At 58.6% G+C, this 19,350-nt stretch carries 16 protein-coding genes; 9 read left to right on the top strand and 7 right to left on the bottom strand.

Going from position 1 to position 19,350, the window contains the following annotated elements:
* Nucleotides 1-64 precede the first annotated feature (64 nt).
* The 3 genes from HIJ39_RS08530 to HIJ39_RS08520 are packed head-to-tail and all read right to left on the bottom strand — an operon-like array spanning nt 65 to nt 2,836.
* A complete protein-coding gene (locus tag HIJ39_RS08530; RefSeq protein WP_169098671.1) occupies nt 65-859 on the bottom strand; it encodes an ABC transporter permease in 795 nt (264 codons plus the stop codon).
* Nucleotides 843-1,763, bottom strand: a complete 921-nt coding sequence (locus HIJ39_RS08525; RefSeq protein ID WP_169098669.1) for an ABC transporter ATP-binding protein — start codon at nt 1,761-1,763, stop codon at nt 843-845. Before HIJ39_RS08525 ends, HIJ39_RS08530 begins: the two co-directional genes overlap by 17 nt.
* The gene (locus HIJ39_RS08520) at nt 1,754-2,836 is read right to left on the bottom strand and encodes a LolA family protein (RefSeq protein ID WP_169098667.1); all 1,083 of its coding nucleotides are present in this window, start codon (nt 2,834-2,836) and stop codon (nt 1,754-1,756) included. Before HIJ39_RS08520 ends, HIJ39_RS08525 begins: the two co-directional genes overlap by 10 nt.
* Nucleotides 2,837-2,988: 152 nt before the next feature.
* Between HIJ39_RS08520 and HIJ39_RS08515 the strand changes: the two genes are divergently transcribed.
* Entirely contained in the window at nt 2,989-3,612 is a 624-nt protein-coding gene (locus HIJ39_RS08515) for a DedA family protein (RefSeq protein ID WP_169098665.1), read from the top strand.
* Nucleotides 3,613-3,621: 9 nt separating this feature from the next.
* Here HIJ39_RS08515 and dapF read toward each other — a convergent pair whose 3' ends face one another.
* Nucleotides 3,622-4,458, bottom strand: coding sequence for a diaminopimelate epimerase (gene dapF / locus HIJ39_RS08510; RefSeq protein WP_338055117.1), 837 nt, complete (start codon nt 4,456-4,458; stop codon nt 3,622-3,624).
* A 27-nt stretch (nt 4,459-4,485) separates the two neighbouring features.
* The gene (locus tag HIJ39_RS08505; protein WP_169098663.1) at nt 4,486-7,176 is read right to left on the bottom strand and encodes a calcium-translocating P-type ATPase, SERCA-type; all 2,691 of its coding nucleotides are present in this window, start codon (nt 7,174-7,176) and stop codon (nt 4,486-4,488) included.
* 273 nt (nt 7,177-7,449) lie between these two features.
* Between HIJ39_RS08505 and proB the strand changes: the two genes are divergently transcribed.
* Complete coding sequence (gene proB, locus HIJ39_RS08500) at nt 7,450-8,220, top strand: glutamate 5-kinase (RefSeq protein WP_169098661.1); 771 nt, start codon at nt 7,450-7,452, stop codon at nt 8,218-8,220.
* Complete coding sequence (locus tag HIJ39_RS08495) at nt 8,198-9,436, top strand: glutamate-5-semialdehyde dehydrogenase (protein ID WP_169098659.1); 1,239 nt, start codon at nt 8,198-8,200, stop codon at nt 9,434-9,436. Before proB ends, HIJ39_RS08495 begins: the two co-directional genes overlap by 23 nt.
* A 21-nt stretch (nt 9,437-9,457) precedes the next feature.
* On the opposite strand, the gene HIJ39_RS08490 is transcribed toward HIJ39_RS08495, so the two are convergent.
* Nucleotides 9,458-13,639, bottom strand: a complete 4,182-nt coding sequence (locus HIJ39_RS08490) for a glutamate synthase-related protein (protein ID WP_169098657.1) — start codon at nt 13,637-13,639, stop codon at nt 9,458-9,460.
* A 286-nt stretch (nt 13,640-13,925) separates the two neighbouring features.
* Between HIJ39_RS08490 and HIJ39_RS08485 the strand changes: the two genes are divergently transcribed.
* From HIJ39_RS08485 to HIJ39_RS08475, 3 genes are read left to right on the top strand one after another with little or no spacing between them, the layout of a single operon-like run.
* Entirely contained in the window at nt 13,926-14,903 is a 978-nt protein-coding gene (locus HIJ39_RS08485) for an MBL fold metallo-hydrolase (RefSeq protein ID WP_169098655.1), read from the top strand.
* On the top strand, nt 14,900-15,619 hold the full coding sequence (locus HIJ39_RS08480; RefSeq protein WP_169098653.1) for an HAD family hydrolase: 720 nt from the start codon (nt 14,900-14,902) through the stop codon (nt 15,617-15,619). The genes HIJ39_RS08485 and HIJ39_RS08480 overlap by 4 nt, the downstream gene beginning before the upstream one ends.
* 33 nt (nt 15,620-15,652) lie before the next feature.
* The gene (locus HIJ39_RS08475; RefSeq protein WP_169098651.1) at nt 15,653-16,759 is read left to right on the top strand and encodes a G1 family glutamic endopeptidase; all 1,107 of its coding nucleotides are present in this window, start codon (nt 15,653-15,655) and stop codon (nt 16,757-16,759) included.
* Here the strand turns inward: HIJ39_RS08475 and HIJ39_RS08470 are convergent.
* A complete protein-coding gene (locus HIJ39_RS08470) occupies nt 16,756-17,394 on the bottom strand; it encodes a LysE family transporter (protein WP_169098649.1) in 639 nt (212 codons plus the stop codon). The two genes, HIJ39_RS08475 and HIJ39_RS08470, sit on opposite strands and share 4 nt — an antisense overlap.
* Before the next feature lie 121 nt (nt 17,395-17,515).
* On the opposite strand from HIJ39_RS08470, the gene HIJ39_RS08465 reads away from it, so the two are divergent.
* The 3 genes from HIJ39_RS08465 to HIJ39_RS08455 are packed head-to-tail and all read left to right on the top strand — an operon-like array spanning nt 17,516 to nt 19,169.
* A complete protein-coding gene (locus HIJ39_RS08465) occupies nt 17,516-18,241 on the top strand; it encodes a phosphorylase family protein (RefSeq protein WP_169098647.1) in 726 nt (241 codons plus the stop codon).
* Nucleotides 18,238-18,876 carry an AzlC family ABC transporter permease gene (locus tag HIJ39_RS08460; protein WP_169098645.1) on the top strand — a complete coding sequence of 213 codons (639 nt, stop codon included), beginning with the start codon at nt 18,238-18,240 and terminating at the stop codon, nt 18,874-18,876. Before HIJ39_RS08465 ends, HIJ39_RS08460 begins: the two co-directional genes overlap by 4 nt.
* On the top strand, nt 18,876-19,169 hold the full coding sequence (locus HIJ39_RS08455; RefSeq protein WP_169098643.1) for an AzlD domain-containing protein: 294 nt from the start codon (nt 18,876-18,878) through the stop codon (nt 19,167-19,169). The genes HIJ39_RS08460 and HIJ39_RS08455 overlap by 1 nt, the downstream gene beginning before the upstream one ends.
* The last annotated feature ends 181 nt before the right edge of the window (nt 19,170-19,350 follow it).

Genomic DNA, 19,350 nt, shown 5'->3' with positions numbered 1-19,350 from the left:
CGCACACCGCCATGGGGCGCCACACCCCATACTCTAGATTCACCCGAGGTGTCGCCATTTGCCATTAGTCACGAAACGGCTGGAACCACAGAATCGCGGCCAAGAAAAGGATAAGGTACAGGCCATAAACCAATAAGCCGTGGGTCAGAGCGATCCAGTTTGGCGGGAAGGTCAAGGTGTCTCCCAAGCGGGAAAAGTAACTGGTGAAAAGAAGGCGGCGTACCGCTGCCAAAATCGGCATGTCCCCTAACATCGCCAGCACGATTAGGGTGCCCATGCTTACCAAGAGGGACGAGACGCTGTGTCGGCTAAAGGCGCTTACCAGCAGGGCAAAGGCGGCGACCACCATCTGACTGACAGTGGCATATCCCCAGACAATGACTATGAGACGCCAAAATTGACCCGTCGACGCCACCACACCGGATGGGAGCGCCGATCCATGCAGGCCAAAAATCACCCAGCCTCCCGCAAGACTCGATGCACACAAAATTAATGTCGCGAGAGCGGCGTAGCCGAAGGACACCAGGGCTTTACCCCAAAATAACCGCCAGGGACTGATGCCTTGCGTCAACAGCGTATTCCAAGTTCCGGACTGCCGCTCTCCCGCGACGCTGTCGCCCGCAACCAGCGCCACAAAAAACGGCAAGAGGACACTGGAAGAGAGGGTTAGGGCTAAAATTGGCACGAAAAACCCATTAGCCAGCCCCCGTCCCACCGTTGGCACCACGAAGGCCTGGCCATGCATCAATCGGTATCCGTAGGAAAAGAGCCCGCCCAGCACGGCCACTGCCACGAGTGATCCCCAAAAGCGCGACTGACGGGCCAACCGGCGCGCCTCCCATTTAACGCACGTCCACATGCTGATCCTCCAAATACGCTAATAGGCGCGATTCTAGACTTTCCGCACGCCGCATTACGGTGAATATGCGCACTCCCCGTCCAATGAGTGCTGCGTTAATATCGGCCAAATCCCATCGGGCATCCAAGGGTGCGAGAATGCGGCCCTCATCGATGGGATGGGCATTAACGCCCAAGGCTTGCAACTCGTCGAGCGCGCGATCCATCGGCCGGGCCTCCCATACAATCGCTTCAATCGGTGTGCCGCCCAGTTGGCTGGCCGGTCCCACATAGCGCACACGCCCCTGATCAAAAACCGCAATCCGGTCGCACAAGCGTTCCACGTCGGCAATCGCATGACTCGACATGATGATCGTGCAGCCGAACTCCAGCCGCACCGCCCCGACCAACTGCCGCATCTCCTTTAACCGGGCGGGATCGAGGCCGTCCTGGGGTTCGTCCAAGATGAGTAGCCCCGGTCGCTTCATCAAAGCGGCCGCAATGCCCAATCGCTGACGCATGCCGTGGGAGTAGCCGCCCACGCGCTCAGCACCATCTTGGCGCAGATGCACATACTCCAGCACTTCGTCCACGCGGCTTACGGGGATCGAAGCCATTTCCGCCAACAGCGCGAGGTTTTCTCGCCCACTGAGATACGGATAAAACTGAGGGGTATCCACAAATCCACCAACGGCCGGCATCAAGGGAGTTGGGTCAGGCCACAACGGTCGCCCATTATAAACGATGGAACCGGAGGTCGGCCGGACCAATCCCAGCAACATGCGCATCAGGGTGGACTTTCCGGCGCCGTTGGGGCCCACCAAACCCAGCATGGCGCCTGGCGGGAGCACGAAGGAAACATGGTCTAGGGCTTGTTTCCGACCATAAGACTTCGACAGGTTTCGCACCTCAACCGCTAATGCCATTCTTCTTTTGCCCACCTTGCTAACTGAGATTGGGATCGGCTACCGATGAGCGTGATTTCGTGCTGATGGCGCCGAAACGTCACCACGCTAAATACGCCGTCGGTCACCCCGCGAAACCCGGGATCTCCTGCGACCGGCTTTAAGATGCGGGACGCGTCTTTGCCGTGAAAGGGTCGGGCGACCGTAATTAACACCACCACGCGACCCGGGCCCGTTCCATAGACAGCCAACGCGTTGCCGCCGGCGCGACGCTGGCTGACGCGCACCAGCGACCCTAACTGCGGTGGAAAGGTGAAGGGGACTTTAGGGCCGCTCAAGGTATGCGACAGGTTGGCCAGTGCTGGCGTTGGCCGCCAATCAACCAGCCGGCCGGCCGACGGCGGACGAGCTGACGCACCCGGCGCCCCTTGGGTGTAAATGGTAGCCTTCGCTTCAAACACCGTGTCGCCGCGGCGATCTGTCACCTGCACCCCTAGCGGCACAAAATATTGACCTTGGAACCAATAGGTAATCGTGCCCCAGAGAGTCTTGTGATTTTTCGGGGTCAAGGTGACCTGGTAGGCCGGCACCCCCGCTACCCGGGTGCGCGACGCCCGGCCAACCCACTCCTTCTGCCATACCGTCGGTTCGGGAATCTGCCATACACTCCATGGCGATCGTAGGAACGATGGCAGATGATTCATCGTGCGCTCATTGGAGGCACTTCGATAGGTGACCAACGCGTTGTGGCTTCGGGCCAGCACCCCCACAACCGTTCCCCCTTGGTTCAATTCCTCCAATCGCCAACTGGTCGGAGCGTTTTGGTAGAGATTGATGGTCGTGACACTTACACCGGGAAGGGGCAGATTAAACAATCCTGCCAAATTCGTGCCCGGGGGCAGAAGACTATTCTGATAGCTCAACGTTTCACCGAAAGAGACCTTCTCCATCGAACTCCAACTCTTCGTCAAAATGGCATTGACACCAAGCGGCGCCAAGCTCTGCCGGGCTTCAGCATAGGGTGCGAGATAGATTGTTAGCGCCGCCGCGCCGCCCGCCAGAACAGCGATGGCATACCATTTTTTTCGGTCCATGGGGAGAGCCTCCTTTGCTGTCCATAGTTTACCCGGGCATCCAATTTCTCACTCGGCGGGGAAAAATTTTCCTCTTCCGCGGTATGCTATACTTGGGCGACTTCATTCGTTCTACACGCGAGTCCAGATACTGTCACCAAAGGAGATCGCCTTTGCTTACCGTATTCCATTCTGTCAGCAATCTGTTGCATAGCGTGGGTGTGGCAGCCATCTTTTTGGTGCTATTTGTGGAATGTTTCGGCGTTCCCAGCCCTGATGAGATAATTCTTCTCTTCTCCGGGTACCTGGTCTCCGCACACCGGTTCAGCTATCCGGTGGTAATTATCGCGGCTGTCGCGGGCAGTACGCTGGGCGCCACCGGTGCCTATTTTCTGGCTCGACTGGGCGGACGACGGGTGATGCTGAAGTATTTCCGCTTTCTCTTCCGTACGCCTGAGCGGTTGGAATACTGGGAGCAATACTTTCAACGGCGCGGGGACATCGTGGTTTTGATCGGCCGCATTATTTCCGGGGTTCGAGCTGTCATTTCATATCCCGCTGGTCTCTTCAACATGCCGTACTGGCGGTTTCTCATTTACACCGTGATTGGCTCGCTCATTTGGGCGCTCTTGGCCGTCACCGTAGGCGTCATTTTAGGCCCCCACGTGGTGCAGGCCTTGAACGCCACCAAGCATTACGAGCTCCCGGTAATCGTTGGCCTCGTGGTGCTGGCAGCGCTCTGGTATTGGTACGACCGACGAAAAAAGCGACGGCAGGAATCGCCGTCGCCCGAGTAACCATCGCCTTTATGGCCACGGAAAGAACCCTTCGAACACCTCTTCCGCCGGGCCGGTCAGGTATACCGGGGTTCCCGGCCCATTCCATTCCGCCATAATCTGGCCGCCTGGCACCTCAACCGTTACAGGCGAGGTTACCCGATCCAAACGCACGGCCAGCGCCGTGGCGCCCGCCACGCCAGTACCGCACGCCAAGGTCGGACCGGCACCACGCTCCCAATGCCGCATGGCGAGCTGATTTTTCCCCGTAATTTCCACCGTGTGCACGTTGATGCGGTCCGGAAAACGTGGATGGCGTTCCAGTACAGGGCCCAGTCGGTAGAGCCTGTCATCGTCCCACAAGGGACCAAAAACCACCAAGTGAGGATTCCCCATAGATACGGCGCTGCATACGAGGCTGTAGTCTTCACCGATGAGCAGGTCCTCGATAAGCGGGCTTCCACCCAAATTTGCAGCATCAAAGCTAGGGTGCCCCATGTTGACCCGTATCAGGGTAGCCCGCCCCGCCTGAGTTTCAACCACTTCGGGTTCCAGGTTGCCGGCGCCAGTCGCTATCACCTGTTTTGATCCAGCCAATCCACGGTCATACAACCACTTGGCCAACGCCCGAAGGCCATTGCCGCACATCTCCGATTCGCTGCCGTCGGCGTTGAAGATCCGCATGGTCGCATCCACGCCCGGCATCTCCCCGATGAGAATAATACCGTCGGCCCCTACCCCGAAGTGCCGATCGCAAATCTGACGGGATAGTGCGGCCCAATCGACGGCGGTGGCGATGGGCTCACGCAGATCAAAATAGAGGTAGTCATTGCCTAAACCGTGCATTTTCCAAAAGCGCAAACGCACCCGAAACCACCCTTTCCACACTTGCCCTCATGACCGGACGGTAGCCCGGTTGAAGCGCCGCAGCGGCTTCAAGAGCACATCCCGGACGGCAGCCAACAATTGTACGAAGGCGGACGCAACGAATACAATAAGCCAATCTCCCAGCGCCAACGGATCCGTCTTAAACAGTTGGCTCAGCCACGGCACATAGATGACTGCCAGCAGCATGGCAATTGACGACAACACGGCGAGCACCGCCCACGGATTGGAAAACAGCCCCACTTCCAAAAAGCTGCGATCCTCCGCGCGAGCATCAAATACATGAAACAACTGACTTAAGATAAGGGTGGCGAGCGCCATGCTGCGTGCCTCACGCAGCCCAAGGCCCCAAGGGCCAAGCGCCAACGCGAACACCATCAGGGAACTGACACCAATTAAAATACCACGGAACGCAATCTTGGTCCCCAGTCCCCGTGCAAAAATGGACTCGCTGGGGGGACGGGGCGGACGATCCATCACGCCAGGGGCGGGCGGGTCGATGCCCAAGGCCATTGCGGGAAGCCCGTCGGTCACCAAATTGACAAACAGAATTTGAATTGGCAAGAGCGGCAAGGGCAGCCCCATGAAGGCGGCCAGAAACATCACCAGCACTTCCCCCACATTGCAGGATAGCAGGTAGCGGATAAATTTACGGATATTGTCGTAAATCGCACGGCCTTCCTCAATGGCGCGCACAATGGTGGCAAAATTGTCGTCCGTAAGAATCATGGCTGATGCTTCCTTGGTCACGTCGGTCCCCGTCAGTCCCATGGCGACGCCAATGTCTGCCTCTTTGACCGCGGGGGCATCATTCACACCATCCCCCGTCATTGCCACCACATGGCCACGGGCCTTCCAAGCCCGCACTACCCGGAGCTTATGGGGGGGTGAGACGCGTGCGTAGACACGTATCCGGTCGACCCGCCGATCTAGTTCCTGGTCGGTCATGGCGTCCAGTTCACGCCCCGTCACCACTTGATCCCCGGCGTCCAACATCCCTAGCTGTCGTGCGATGGCGGCGGCAGTGTTGGGATGGTCGCCGGTAATCATCACTGTTTGGACGCCGGCGCGGTGGGCCTGGACCACGGCCTGAACCGCTTCCGGTCGCGGTGGGTCAATCATACCGGTCAATCCCAGCACGACCAGTTCACTCTCCCAGTGCTCTTCGGCGTCGTCTAAACGGAGTGGACGATAAGCCACCAAAAGAACCCGCAAAGCATCTCTGGCCATGGCATCGTTGGCCAGCATGACGTCGCGTCGGCGCACATCATCAAGCGGCAGCACCTGACCATTCAACTCAATGAATCGGCAGCGGGGCAAAAGCACGTCCGCTGCACCCTTCACATACACAAAAGACTGGTTGGCCGCATTCTTAACCGCAACCGCCATCCGCTGCCGTTCCGACTCAAAGGGAATTTCGCCAACGCGAGGAAACTGTCGAGCGAGCTGTGATGGCTTAAGGCCCGCCTCGACGGCCGCCGAGAGCAGCGCCAACTCCGTCGGATCTCCTTGTCCGGTGCCATCCCCTGGTCGATCCTCCTTCGCCAAGCGAGCATTGTTGCACAGCACAGCGCCTCGCAGCAGATGGTGCAGTCCCTTCTTAGTAGCCTCGTCGGGACCCGACAACACTCCCTCGTCCGCATCCCGGGCGATACGCTGGCCGTTGACCCACACGTCGGTTACCGTCATCTGATTGCGGGTGAGGGTCCCCGTTTTATCCGAGCAAATAACGGTCGTGCAGCCCAGGGTCTCGACGGCCGGCAAGCGCCGTACGATGGCATGGGCCCGGATCATACGCTGCACCCCCAGAGCCAAGGCAATGGTAACGATCGCAGGCAGCCCTTCCGGAATAGCCGCCACTGCCAAGCTCACCCCGGTCAAAAACATTTGGTAGAGTGGTTCGCCGCGCAGGAGTCCCGTAATAACCACAACCCCCACAATCAAGAGGGAAAGAATGACCAACACTTTGCCGAGCTGCTCCAAGCGCCGCTGCAACGGGGTCTGGTCCTCGACCGCCTCGCGGATGAGATGGGCGATGGTTCCCATCTCGGTCGACATTCCGGTCGCCGTCACCAGCGCGCGCGCCCGCCCACGGGAGACGGTGGTCCCCATAAAGACCATGTTGGTCCGATCCGCCAACGGTGCATTAGGATCCGCAATGTCTGCCACCATCTTTTTCACCGACGTCGATTCCCCAGTCAATGCCGCCTCCTCAAGTTCTAGGCTTGTCTGGAAAATCAGCCGGCAGTCGGCCGGAACCCGGTCTCCAGCCTCTAAGTCAATAATGTCGCCCGGTACCAAATCACGAGCGGGAATATCCTGACGTTCTCCGCCTCGTAGTACATGCGCTTCAGGCGCGGTCAGCGCGCGCAACGTCTCGACGGACTTCTCGGCCCGATATTCCTGCATAAAGCCTAAGATGGCATTCATAATCACAATGGCCACGATTGTGATGCCATCGCCGGTCTCACCCAATAAAAAGGAGATCACGGTAGCGGCCAACAGCACCATCACCATGAAGTCCTTGAACTGGGCGATAAAAATCTCTACGGGCGAGGTTTTATGAGCCTCTTTTAAGGCGTTCGGCCCGTACTCCGCCAGTCGCCGTTCCGCCTCCTGGGGGGTGAGTCCCCGTTCGCTGTCCGACCGAAGCTGGATTACGGCCTCGTCGGGTTTCAGGGTATGCCATAGGGCAGCCAACGAAATCCCTCCTGTCCATCCTCGCCACTAAGGTATGTCCACGAGGGACCAGTCAGAACAAGGCAACCGCCCGCGAATGTGTCAACAGCTTGATAACGCCTTCTGGCTGTGGGCAGCCGGTGTCGCTAAAAAGCGTCGAATCCGAGGGTGCTCGTCAAAAGCCGCTGTTGACCCGACGCCCATAGTTTCGGGAATCATGACTGAAGCGAAGATCATGGTAGCAATTTGATGCCACCTATTGTATATTTATTCATCATAGTGAGGGGGATTGGGATGCGGCGCGTCATCAAAATTGGCACCTCGACTTTAATGGATGTTCAAGGGCAAGTTGATCGCGATCGATTGGTATCCATAAGCCGCGGGGTCAAGCAACTCATGCAGGACAATCAACGTGTGGTGCTAGTGGTATCGGGGGCGGTTGCTCTCGGGAGGACGCTACCGCAAAGCCGCCATCTAAGCCGATCCGCATTGGCCTCGCTCGGTCAAACCCGCCTCATGGCCTATTACCAAGACGCGCTGCTACCGTATCCCAGTGCCGAAATGCTGCTAGGGTCAGATGTCGAGGAGACTGGGCGCGCCACTCAACTCACCTCCACATTGGACGATTTAACTGAAGCCGGCATCGTTCCGCTCATTAATGGCAATGATGCCACGGAGTGCCATGTGGGCGACAATGACGTGCTGGCCGCACGCGTGGCTCGCGTATGGGGCGCTGATCAGCTGGTCATTTTGTCCGATGTTGATGGCCTTTATAGCGACAATCCCGGAACCAACCCCAAAGCGCGCCGCATTGCCCGCCTCGCCTGGGTCACCGAACACCACTTGTCTCAATTCGGTCCGGGCAACCCGGGTCCACTGGGATCGGGCGGAATTGTCTCAAAGTTGGCCGCGGCCGCACTCGCCCAGGAGTTTGGCATTGAAACCATATTGACCAGTGGCCGCCATCCAGAGGTCTGGGATTGGTTGCGCACAGGCCGTTACCACCTGGCCACCCGCTTCGAAGCACGAAAGGAGTTTTGTCATGCTGACGGCACAATTAGCTGACGCCAAACAGGCTGGGCAAGTTCTCGCGATGACGCCACTGGCGGAGCGAAACGCCCTCTTAGAATCCATGGAACATCTACTGGTTACATATCAAGACCAGGTGCTGGCCGCCAATGCCCGCGATGTTGACGAAGCCCAGGCGCGCGATCTCGATCCTCCGAGAATTGCGCGTCTTAAGCTTACACCGGAGAAGCTGGCTGGGCTGAGAGAAAGTCTCGCGGCGCTGCGACAAGCCCCCGACCCACTCGGGGCGGGCCGTCGCTGGCAGACGGCCCGAGGCTTGATTCTCCAAGAAACCCGTGTGCCCCTGGGGGTTATTGCCATCATCTATGAGAGCCGTCCCGGTGTCACCGTAGAGGCGACAGGGTTGGCGATCAAAAGCGGCAACGCGATTTTGCTTCGCGGCGGACGCGAGGCCCACAACAGCAATGAGGCCTTGGCATCCCTTTGGCATCAAGCCCTGAAGGATGTGGGATGGCCCTCAGCATTAGTGACCCTTCTGCATGACCCCGATCGGAGCCTGGCACAAGAGCTCATGCATCTGAAAGGACTCGATCTGTTGATTCCCCGCGGTGGTGCAGGACTCATTCAGCGTGTGGTGTCTGAAGCGACCGTGCCCGTTATCGAAACAGGGGTTGGCAACTGCCATCTCTACGTGGATGAAGCGGCAGACTGGGAAATGGCGCTCAACATTTTGCAAGACGGCAAGATCTCAAGCCCCGCCGTCTGTAATGCACTCGAAACCGTGTTGATTCACCGGGCCGTGAAAGATGGTTGGGTGCCTCAAGCCCATGAGCGTTTGTCCCCGTATGGCGTCGTTTGGCATGGCGATGCCGAGGTCATGGCCCTGGTCCCGGACGCCGTGGAAGCCACCGAAGCCGATTGGCAAGAGGAATATCTCGGGCTTCACCTAGCCGCCCGAGTGGTCGATAGCCTGGATGATGCCTTGGATCACATTGCCCGCTATGGATCCCACCATTCTGAAGCCATCGTCACCAACAGCTATTCGGCGGGTCAACGATTTTTGGCCCAAGTGGATGCAGCCGTCGTCTATTGGAACGCCTCCACGCGGTTTTCCGACGGCTTTCAATTCGGCTACGGCGGGGAGATGGGAATCAGCACGCAAAAACTTCATGCCCGCGGCCCTATGGGTCCCGAGGCGCTCACCACCGTGAAAACCATCGCCTACGGATCCGGACACACCCGCGACATGTGACCGGATCCGCAGACCCGCAATCTATTCGGTGGACACCTCCTGATCGGTTTGTGCAACCTCTGGCACCACTTTCAGAAAGTGCCCGAGGGGATCGCCTGCCAATCTCCGGATGATGTCAGCCCGCTCATGCTGCTCGGTATGGCGGAGGGCGGATTCAGCCTCTCCAAGCAAATCGCGTAAGGAAGCCTCATCCTGTTCGACCACCGGCGTCAACGATACCCGAGCTGACTGGGCAAGGCGGGATCGAAGCCATGCTTCGGTCAGTCCGGCGGCATCATCTTTGTACAGATAGATCACCCCGCCGGTCATCCCGGAAGCTAGCCAAGGGCCCGGATCGGCTAGCACCAGTCCTTGTCCTCGGGTCATGTACTCAAACCCAAACCCCTTAATAGCCGCGCTTCGCCAGCCCTGCCCTTCCTTTGGGACAGGAAGGCCGTCGCCCATGATAATGATGCGAGCGCCAGCCAAGCGAACCCCAGCACGGGCATCGGCAGATCCTTGGACGACAATTGTTCCCCCTTGCGCCCCATAGGCTAAGCTCTTCCCGACATGTCCGCCCATGCCTCGATGCTTCATCACCCACACACGGCCTCCCGACGCACCTTTCGCGACTCCGTCCTGCGCCCCTCCCAATGCCATCAAAGACAGGCCCTCAGTCAAAAAGGCCCCAAATCCCTGGCCAGCGACACCGTTAATGGTTAGCCGGTGGGGCGCAGAATGACGCCTTCCGGCGAGTGCCACGCCGGCGAGACGGGTGCGCGGCTCCGTGGACGCGGTCCAGTTTCCTGCACCCTCCACCATCACCTCAGCGCCGTTCACTTCCCGAAGCATGGCAGATCCAAACGTCAAGGACTCTATCCAACCGAGATAATCCAAGCGTTCATGGGCGCCCCACTGACGGAGACAGCGCCATTGCCCGACCGCCTCCTCGACTCGTGCAAAGCCCAATTGCGCCAACCGTTCGCTCAACTCTTCTCCCAGTGCTTCAAAGTAGCGGACCAAGCGTTCCACCGCCACTGCTCCCTCCTGGGGCTCAAACCGCTTCAAGCCGCGCGATTGGGCTTCCTCGCGACTCTCAATTTGGGTGGTAATGCCCACATGGCAGGTATCCTTCTGGCACTGTCGGCAGATGGTGCAGCCCAAGGCTACCATGGCCATGGTGCCCAATCCCACTCGATTGGCGCCCAAGAGAATGTATTTAAGGACATCATCAGCGGTGCGCACTCCACCGTCCGCCCAAATCTCCACGCGGTCTCGAACGCCACCTTCGAGCAAGGCTTGATGAACCAGCGGAATTCCGACATCGGCTGGAAGGCCGACATGCCGCAGTGCGTGCAGCCGCGCCGCCCCTGTGCCACCGTCAAAACCGGACAAGGTAATGACATCCGCCCCCGCCTTGACAATGCCCACGGCAATGGTGCCAATGTTCGGCACGACAGGAACCTTCACCACCACCTTCAGTTCGGGATTAACCGTCTTAAGTTCGTCAATCAGTTGCTTTAGGTCCTCGATCGAGTAAAGGTCGTGATTGTTGCTGGGGGAAATCAGATCGACCCCTTCTTGTGCCCGACGCGCCTCTGCCACCCGCGGAGACACTTTCTTTCCAGGGAGGTGTCCGCCCTCCCCCGGTTTTGCTCCCTGCCCAATCTTAATCTCCGCATACGATGCCCCGGACAACAAGGCCGCATTGACGCCGAACCGACCTGAGGCGATTTGATATCCGCGCCACGGCTTGTAGCGGCCAATCATGTCAGGAATTTCTCCGCCCTCACCGTTCATTGCCAGTACATTCAAGCGCTGAGCGGCTTCCGCATAGGCCCGAAACACCGTTTCCCCTTGCGATCCGAAGGACATCGAGGATATCAACAACGGGTAGCTGTGGTTCCCGACGGCGAGCGACGCACGACCCGACCGCGTCCCATCGCCAGGCGGAACCCGCATGAGGTGACGGATTTGCGTGGGCATTTGCCGTTCCAAATCCCGTACGGCGCGATGAAAGCCGATCCGATCCAACCGCCCGTCGACAAGCTGGTGCAACAGCTTATAAATACGCGGGTTGGCTCGCGGAATGAAGCGGGGCGCGAGATTTTCGTCAACCAGTTTCCTCCGCACGTGAAATAGCTCTTGGCGTCCGCGTTCAAAGTCCTCAAGCCGTGGGGCTGCATAAGTCGGCACACCAAGCACTTCCGCATATTCCCAGGGCAAGCCAATGGCCGAGAGATTCCGTCCCCAGCCAGCCAGCCAATGCGTGCCCATGGTTGACATAATCTTCTCGAGGCCGTGGTTCAAAACGTCTATCCTTCCGTTGGTTCCCAACTGCTCCCACAGCGCATAGGGAAACACGGCGGCAGCACCCAGCCCCAGCAGCGTGGCCACGTCATGCAAATGGCGAATCATGCCGCTTCTCACCACCAAGGAGGCGTGCCGCAACAACCCCTCCTTACGCCATTGGGCTATCACCGCCCCGGTCGCGAGGCTGGGATCAAGCGCTACCGTCTCGGACGCCTGATAGGCATCGTGGTCATCCAGCACCACCACGCAAGTCCCCTGCCGCACTAAAAGGGAAGCCTTGTGGGCTAAATCGCGGGCCGCGTGCAGCTCGCTGGTCCCTTGACGCCAGAGCAGGGGCAGCGTAGCCATGCCGGATTGAAAAACCTGCTCAAGCCGTATTAGGTCCGGCTCGTCAAGCCAAGGATGAGGCAATGTGACTGCCGGCCCCGATGATTGATTCGGATGGCGTGGTCTGGCCCCTATCCGGACATCAATGCGGAAATGCTCGGATTCCCGCTCTCGGTCGAGAGCCGGATTCGTCACCACCGCCACCGTTTCTTGCAGAAAATCAGCGATGGTGGGCACACCATCGGAAAGCGCGGCCAGCGGTCCGTCAAATCCCAGCGACCCAATCGGCTCTTGCCCGGTTTCCCGGATGCTCTTGAGAAAACTCAGATCGTCGCGTGTCCAACCATCCGCAGCTAAGCGGCCCGAGGCCGAAGCCCCTGCTTTGCCTCGAGCATCAGCCGGATCCCACAACGTTGGCCCAGAGAGACGTTCGGTGCGGGCCACCAGCCGTTCCAAAATAGTGTCGCCATCTTCGAATTGAAGATCCCCAGCATCCTCCCAGGACCAGGCCAACACCTCTCCCGGCCCCACCATATATGGCTCTCTCACCCACCGTTCTGGTCCGACCACGTGGGGTTCCGACGACAAAATGATGGCCTCCGCCGTCTCTAAGACCCAAAGCGGACGAAGCCCGAGGGCGTCCACGGCCGCCACCAGTGAGCGTCCATCGGTGGCAATCAAGCCTTGTGGCCCCTGTACAACCGGTTGCCAGAGTCCCTCAAGACGAGTCCATGCGGCCTGCCATGAAGAAGGCCAGCGCCGGGTGATGGCCGGCGACGGGGGCGACAGCAGGCGAACCACCTCGGCCAAGGATAGTTCCCACAGGCCGCCCAATTGCGCGATGGCCCTATCTAGAGACTGTGAATCGCTGCCAGATGCGACGGGATTCACTCCGAGGCTGGCTAATTCTTGCCGCATCCGTTCAATGGTGTTGATTTCGCCGTTGTGGGCTAGGCGCAAAAAGGGTTGCACCCGCTTTAGATCGGTAGCTGTGTTGGTTGAAAAGCGATTGTGTCCAACGACCAAACGAGGCTGAAATTGAGCACCCCAATACTTCTCAGCTTTAGCGTATAACTCCGCGCTGGCCATGCGCCCCTTAAAGGCAGCCAACCGATCGCCAAAAGCAGCCACCTGTCCGGGGAAACGCTCTTCCAACCGTTCCAAGAAGTCGGTGGCATGGACCTCTGCACCAGACCGAGGCAGCAAGGCGAAAGACCATAACCCCTGATCTTGGTCTGCGACATCCAACCAACCGCCTCTGTAGACAAGCCCCCCTTCTTGCGCCAGATGCTGCATGACCTCCTGGGCCATACGCTCCTCGCCCATGGAAAGCGCCAAACTGACCAGCAAAGGACGCTCACTTCTCCCAACCCCGCGGTGTTTCCACACGTGCCAAGGAATCTCCGTGAGAAGCCCAGTGCCGTCCGAGGCACCGTCAATCCATCCGGCCCGATGCTCCATGGTCTCTAACGCCTGTAGGGCTTGAATCCAAAGAGGGCGGGTTGAAACGCCAGGGCTTTTTAATACGGCGGCGAAAACCGCACATGAGTCAAATTCGACAGGATTTACAATACGCTGTAGCATGCGCCGCCCTCCTTTTAAGGGACACGAAAACGATATGCCAAAAGATCCGGCCGACTGGCTGGACTTGATGTCGTGTCATGAGGAACCAGATGAGTCGCGGAAGGAACGAATTCGTTCCAAAGTTAGGTGAAACTGAGATAATAGTACAATTATACACAAATCAAGAAGAAATGTCGCGTTTTCGCCCCCACACTATTGTATATTTATGCGTAATTTTTTCATTCACCATCGTCCCGACGATTGTATTAAAATATATTTGACGAGATCAAACAAAAGGAGTGGCCCGATGTCTAACTCCCATGTCGCCACCATCATTGAAATACCGATTCCGGTTCCTCTACCGGTCAAATATACCAACTGCTACGCGATTGACACCGGAAGCGGCTGGGTCATTGTGGACGCGGGCATGGATACACCCGACGCCCGCAATGCGTGGGCGGACGCTATCGCTAAGCATCAGCTCGACCGGGGCAAGACCGCCCTCATCGTCATCACCCATTGCCATCCGGATCACGTAGGACTAGCCGCCTGGTTGAGCCAACAGCTCGAGTGCCCGGTCGCCATGATGGCCGGCGACGCCGACACAGCGGAACGCTATCTGAATCCGGGTGCTCAGCATGAAGACATCGTTCACCGATTTTACGGCCGCCACGGGGTGCCGTCTTTGTTGGTCAATAGTTGGCTGCGGCTAGATGACCTATTGCGTCAAACGCTGGTTTTGCCCGAGTCGTTCCAGCGGCTGCATGATGGTGAAACGACAACCATCGGTTCCACCACGCTCACCTTTATTGAGCAAGGCGGGCATACCGACCATCAGGGCGTTCTATACTTGCCGGAAGCCCGAACATTATTCACCGGCGACCAGGTGCTGGCCCGCATCACGCCTAATGTGAGCCTCTGGCCGGAGGCCGATCCGAACCCATTGCAACGCTATTTACACTCCTTGAGCCAATTGAAGACACTCGGACCGGTCATCGGATTGGCGGCCCACGAACAACGCATTGCCGATGTTCGAGCTCGCATCCAAGAACTTGAGAAGCACCATGAAAAGCGGAGCGCCCAGATACTTGCGTTGTTGGAATCTGGTTCGCAAAACGCCTTTGAGCTCACGCCTCGGCTCTTTTCACGCCGCCCCTTGGACGATTACCAACTCCGATTCGCCATTGGGGAAACGCTAGCCCACCTCGAGTATTTAACCGGTCAGGGCCTCGTCCTTGCCGTTGAAAGAAACGGTCTAATCCATTACCAGAGGCGTGACGCATGACGCCGTGGGTCACCTTTGACTTTGACAACACCTTGGTGAAAAACCCCTATTGGCGGCTTCACTTCCGTCCCTGGTTGGACGCAGAGGCCATACGCCAAGGTACCGACTGGCGGTCGCTTTGGGGGCAGTTTCGCCTCGAGGGTGAGCGCCGCTGGCGCGCCGGAGATTGGGTCGCGTCCTTCGACTGGGTTGACATTGCCAACCACTTGGGATTGACCCCGTTGCCTGATCCACCACGTCCCCAAGAATCGGCATTGCGGCCACTCGTTCTTCCTGGCGCTGAGGCCACCCTCATGCAGCTTCGCCGCCTGCCTATCCGACTGGGATTGGTCACGAATGGTTTATGGCGCTTTCAAAAACCGTATCTTGATGCCCTCGGCTGGAACTATTGGTTTGACGCGATTATCACCCCCGACCGAGCAGGGTTTGCCAAGCCATCGCCGGCCATCATGGCAGATGTCAGCCCTGGTTTGGCGCATGTTGGCGACCGGCTGTTCCACGACGTGCTGGTTGCCCGGCGAAGTCACCGGCTAGGTATTTTATTAGGCGTCCCGGGCCAAGAACTGGATCGGCTCGATCCCCTTTGTCCCTCGACGGTCCAACCAGATTTCACCATTCCCTCACTCGATCGTCTATTTCCCCTCATTGTCCCGTTCACGCCCACCGACGGAAAATCTATCCCGAAACGATTTGGCAACAATTTGGTGGTTTACTAAAGGGCAAAAGGGATGTAAAGGACGGGGATGCTGATGCCAGTCAGTCGATTGATCACCGTGGCAGGACTTGGCGCACTTGCATTAGGCGCCTACAGCCTATCTTCCCACCTCCTGCCTGTGATTATCCAAAACTACCGGACTGCCGAATTGCCTCGGATTACCGTCCGCACAACCACCACGGGCTGGTCGCCAAACCAGATCTTTCCGCTCCCACAACAAACGGGTCAGGACGGCTCGACCGGCCTCGGAGGGCCTCCTAGCCCGGCCCCGTCTGGCACAACCGCCAGCTCCTACAATTGGGCGGGCGTGGTCCAGGAGGGAAGCCATGAGACAAGCGTCCAGGCTTCCTGGAAAGCCCCGACGTTTGCGCAGACAGCATCTGACCCCAACAGCTCAGTAGCCGAGTGGATTGGTCTCGGGGGCATGCAGTCTAGCCAACTGATTCAGATCGGCACTATCACCACGCCCAACCGTCAAGGGGCAGCGACCACCACGGTGTTCTGGGAAGAGTTGCCGTCGGCGGCCGTGCAGTCGGCCACTGTACCGGCCGGGACACAAGTAACGGCAAAAATTGAACCTGCGGGACATGGCCAATGGCGGCTATTGCTGACCGCACAAGGCCAGGCCAAGCCGTTGATTGACAAAGTCATCTCGTTGTCGGCCACCCAAGCTGCCGATATCCAAACTTCGGCAGACTGGATTACGGAGGCTCCCACAACCAACAGCGGCGTGGCTCCCCTGGCTCCGGTCGCCGGCACCACCATGACTGGGGTTCGCGCCAACGGAGTGCCGTTAAGCAAAATGAATCCGGCCTCACTACAAACGGTGGCGCTCTATAGTCAGAACGGGCAGCTGTTGGCCCAGCCGGCCAGCTTTTCCGGTCAAAACCACATCACCGTGAATACCGTCTACGGCAGCCTGCCCTCATCGGGGGAAAGCAGTGCCCCGGGAACCATCCAAATCAACCCCGGATCGTCGACCGTGCCTTGGCCTTCAAACGGCGGATACGGATACGGCGATGGCTCTGAAGGGTATAGCGGCGGCATGGGATATGGTTATAGTTACAGCTGGGGTTCCGGTGGCTGGGCCGGCAATGGCGGCGGATGGGGTAATGGTGGCTGGGGCGGTTTCAACTATTAGCTGCCCATGGCAATCTGAATTAATTGCCACAAGTATTTGGCGGCAATAACCCACATAATCAACGCCGACGCCTTGTTCATGATGGACAGGCTGCGGGCCCGTCGTCCCCAGCGTCCGATTTGCCGACCAGCGAGCGAAAGGCCAAAGAACCACACCCAAGACACCAGCGCCGCCCCCAACGCATAGCTCAATTTTTCCGAGGCGTGCGCATACAAGGCGGCTCCGCTGCCAATAACCACCACCGTGTCCATAATGGCATGGGGGTTTAGCAAGGATACGCTAAGGCTGTAGCGAATCCGCCGGCGAAGGGGCCAGGCGGCGCTGGTTGATCCCTCCGGATCGGCGCCGTTTGGCATGTCCCGCCAATTGTGGTACCCCATCACAACCAGAAAGCCTACCCCCACGAGGGTCAAGAGCGTCTGAAGAATCGGCAGCGCCAAAATGACCAAGCTTACCCCCAACACGGCCGTGGTAATTAGAGCCGTATCGGACAGGGCCGCAGTCAACACCACCGGAAGCACTGCGCGATACCGTGAATGCGCGGCCCCCTGGGTTAGCACGAAAGTATTTTGCGGCCCGAGCGGCAAAATCAGTGCGAGTGCCAGCGCCAATCCATGAAAAAGAGCCTGGGCCACACGATCCCTCCCCAGGGCTTGCCATTCTCTTTGAAGGCGCTGGATTCCTGCTGCCCGGAACGAAGGATTCCGGACATCGGCCGGAGAATGGATCCTCCCAACACAAGGAGGACCTGCGCAAATGGAGACTCATGTTACAGCCCAACACTTCATCGATTACATTTTGAATGAGCGCCACGCCACCCGAGCTGATCTCGCAATCGGTGAGGATGTGATTCTCACTTACGCGGGCCTCCCCCAGAACATCGCGGACTGGGACCTGGAGCCCCCCAAGCTCTCCATTTTTCCCCGGCCAGTACTTTCCGACGGCCGCATCACCATTATTCGCGGGCCGGTTGGCGCCCCTCATGTAGCCTCAGTCATCGAGGAGCTCAACGCGCTTGGCGCTCGGCGGATCTGGGTCTTGGGCTACGCCGGCAGTCTCACTGACCTCTTTCACCTGGGGGATGTTGCGCTCATTGACCGGGCATGGAGCGACGAGGGTACGTCCCGCCACTATGGCGCCTTTGGTTGGGGGCACGCCAACCCCAATCTCTTGGCAAAACTTCAGCCTTACCTGCATAAGACCCCGGCGGCTATTTGCAGCACAGATGCCATCTATCGCGAAACCGCAGCCAAGCTCGCCGCGTTTCGCTCCCAAGGGGCAGCGTTGATAGACATGGAAACCAGTTGTTATTTTCATGTAGGTGCGGCACTCGGGTTGCAGGTGGCGGCGCTGATGGTGGTCAGCGATGAATTAACGCATGGTTGGAGGCCGGGGTTCGTTTCGGACGCCGTGATTAAGGGAGCTCAAGCCGCCTGGCAGGTTATCTGGCAGGCGATCCGCCAAGGAGCGGTCCGGCCATGATGGCAGCCGCTCTATTCGGCTATATCCCCGCGGCCATTGCCATCGGCGCCTTGGCGGCCTCGCTGCATTGGTCGTTAACTCTCATCTTGGGCCTGTCCTTGGTAATCTATTCGGGCGCCTTGCAGTCCGCACTGTTAGGTCTAATGGTGCTCAATCCGTCGTTCGCGGTGGTTTTTTTTGTATCCTTGGCATTAAACCTCCGACATATGCTCTACGGACCGCACCTCCAGGCAGAACGACCTCAATGGCCGCGGTGGTACCGATGGGTGATGAGCTACTTTCTCACGGATGAACTGTACGCGGCCGCTATTAGCGGCCAGGTGTCGCAGCGGGGGTTTTTTGGGCTGGGCCTCATTTTGTATGGCGGGTGGATTTTTGGCACGGTCGTAGGTGCATTGGGTGCCCGTCTGGTGCCGAACGGTTTGCTGCCGGCGCTGGGATTAGCGTTGCCGGCACTGTTTCTCGCCTTGCTGATTCCCCACATCAAGGCACGGGCAGACATATTTGCCGCCGGTACGGCGCTGGTCGTCGCGCTGATCGGACGGGTTCTGCATTGGCCTGAAGCCTATGCGGTGATAGCTATCGCGGGCGGAGCGACGATGGGATGGTTCCGCCAGCGCCGGGAGGACGGCTGATGCCCTGGTCTTGGTTGGTCATTGTCGGCGCGCTCGGCTATGCGCAGCGGAGTCTTCCATGGATGTTAGCCAGCCGCCATCCCTTGCCCAAAGCCGTTGTCCAGTGGCTGCGGTTCGTCGCTCCCGCCGCCTTCGCTACACTTATGGTCGAGGACTTGGCCCATTTTACCGTCCCCGCCATGGCGGCCATCGTAGCGGCCGGCCTGATTAGCTGGCGAACGCGCAACTTGGGATTCGCCGTGGTTGGCGCCTTGGTCGTGAGTGTCGGACTTCAAGCGTTGGGTCTGTCGTAAGGAGAGCTAGTATGGAATCAAGAGTCGAGATCATCATCGTAGGCGGAGGAATCATCGGACTCGCCGTTGCCTGGGAATTGGCCAACAGGAGGCCCGAAAGCCGCATCCTCCTACCTTAGTTTTTTGTGTGAAACCTGTTGTTCTCATTGATTTTTGTGAAATCCCGGGACCTCTGCGACCG

This window comes from Sulfobacillus harzensis (assembly GCF_012933365.1).
In the GTDB taxonomy this organism is placed as follows: Bacteria; Bacillota; Sulfobacillia; order Sulfobacillales; family Sulfobacillaceae; genus Sulfobacillus_B; species Sulfobacillus_B harzensis.
This window is presented reverse-complemented; position numbering and strand designations above follow the sequence as displayed.

Coding starts and splice junctions, on each gene's coding strand:
- HIJ39_RS08530 (WP_169098671.1), bottom strand. CDS start 859: ATGTGGACGTGCGTTAAATGGGAGGCGCGCCGGTTGGCCCGTCAGTCG.
- HIJ39_RS08455 (WP_169098643.1), top strand. CDS start 18,876: ATGCCCTGGTCTTGGTTGGTCATTGTCGGCGCGCTCGGCTATGCGCAG.
- HIJ39_RS08475 (WP_169098651.1), top strand. CDS start 15,653: ATGCCAGTCAGTCGATTGATCACCGTGGCAGGACTTGGCGCACTTGCA.
- HIJ39_RS08525 (WP_169098669.1), bottom strand. CDS start 1,763: ATGGCATTAGCGGTTGAGGTGCGAAACCTGTCGAAGTCTTATGGTCGG.
- HIJ39_RS08465 (WP_169098647.1), top strand. CDS start 17,516: ATGGAGACTCATGTTACAGCCCAACACTTCATCGATTACATTTTGAAT.
- HIJ39_RS08495 (WP_169098659.1), top strand. CDS start 8,198: ATGCTGACGGCACAATTAGCTGACGCCAAACAGGCTGGGCAAGTTCTC.
- HIJ39_RS08480 (WP_169098653.1), top strand. CDS start 14,900: ATGACGCCGTGGGTCACCTTTGACTTTGACAACACCTTGGTGAAAAAC.
- HIJ39_RS08485 (WP_169098655.1), top strand. CDS start 13,926: ATGTCTAACTCCCATGTCGCCACCATCATTGAAATACCGATTCCGGTT.
- HIJ39_RS08520 (WP_169098667.1), bottom strand. CDS start 2,836: ATGGACCGAAAAAAATGGTATGCCATCGCTGTTCTGGCGGGCGGCGCG.
- proB (WP_169098661.1), top strand. CDS start 7,450: ATGCGGCGCGTCATCAAAATTGGCACCTCGACTTTAATGGATGTTCAA.
- HIJ39_RS08460 (WP_169098645.1), top strand. CDS start 18,238: ATGATGGCAGCCGCTCTATTCGGCTATATCCCCGCGGCCATTGCCATC.
- HIJ39_RS08490 (WP_169098657.1), bottom strand. CDS start 13,639: ATGCTACAGCGTATTGTAAATCCTGTCGAATTTGACTCATGTGCGGTT.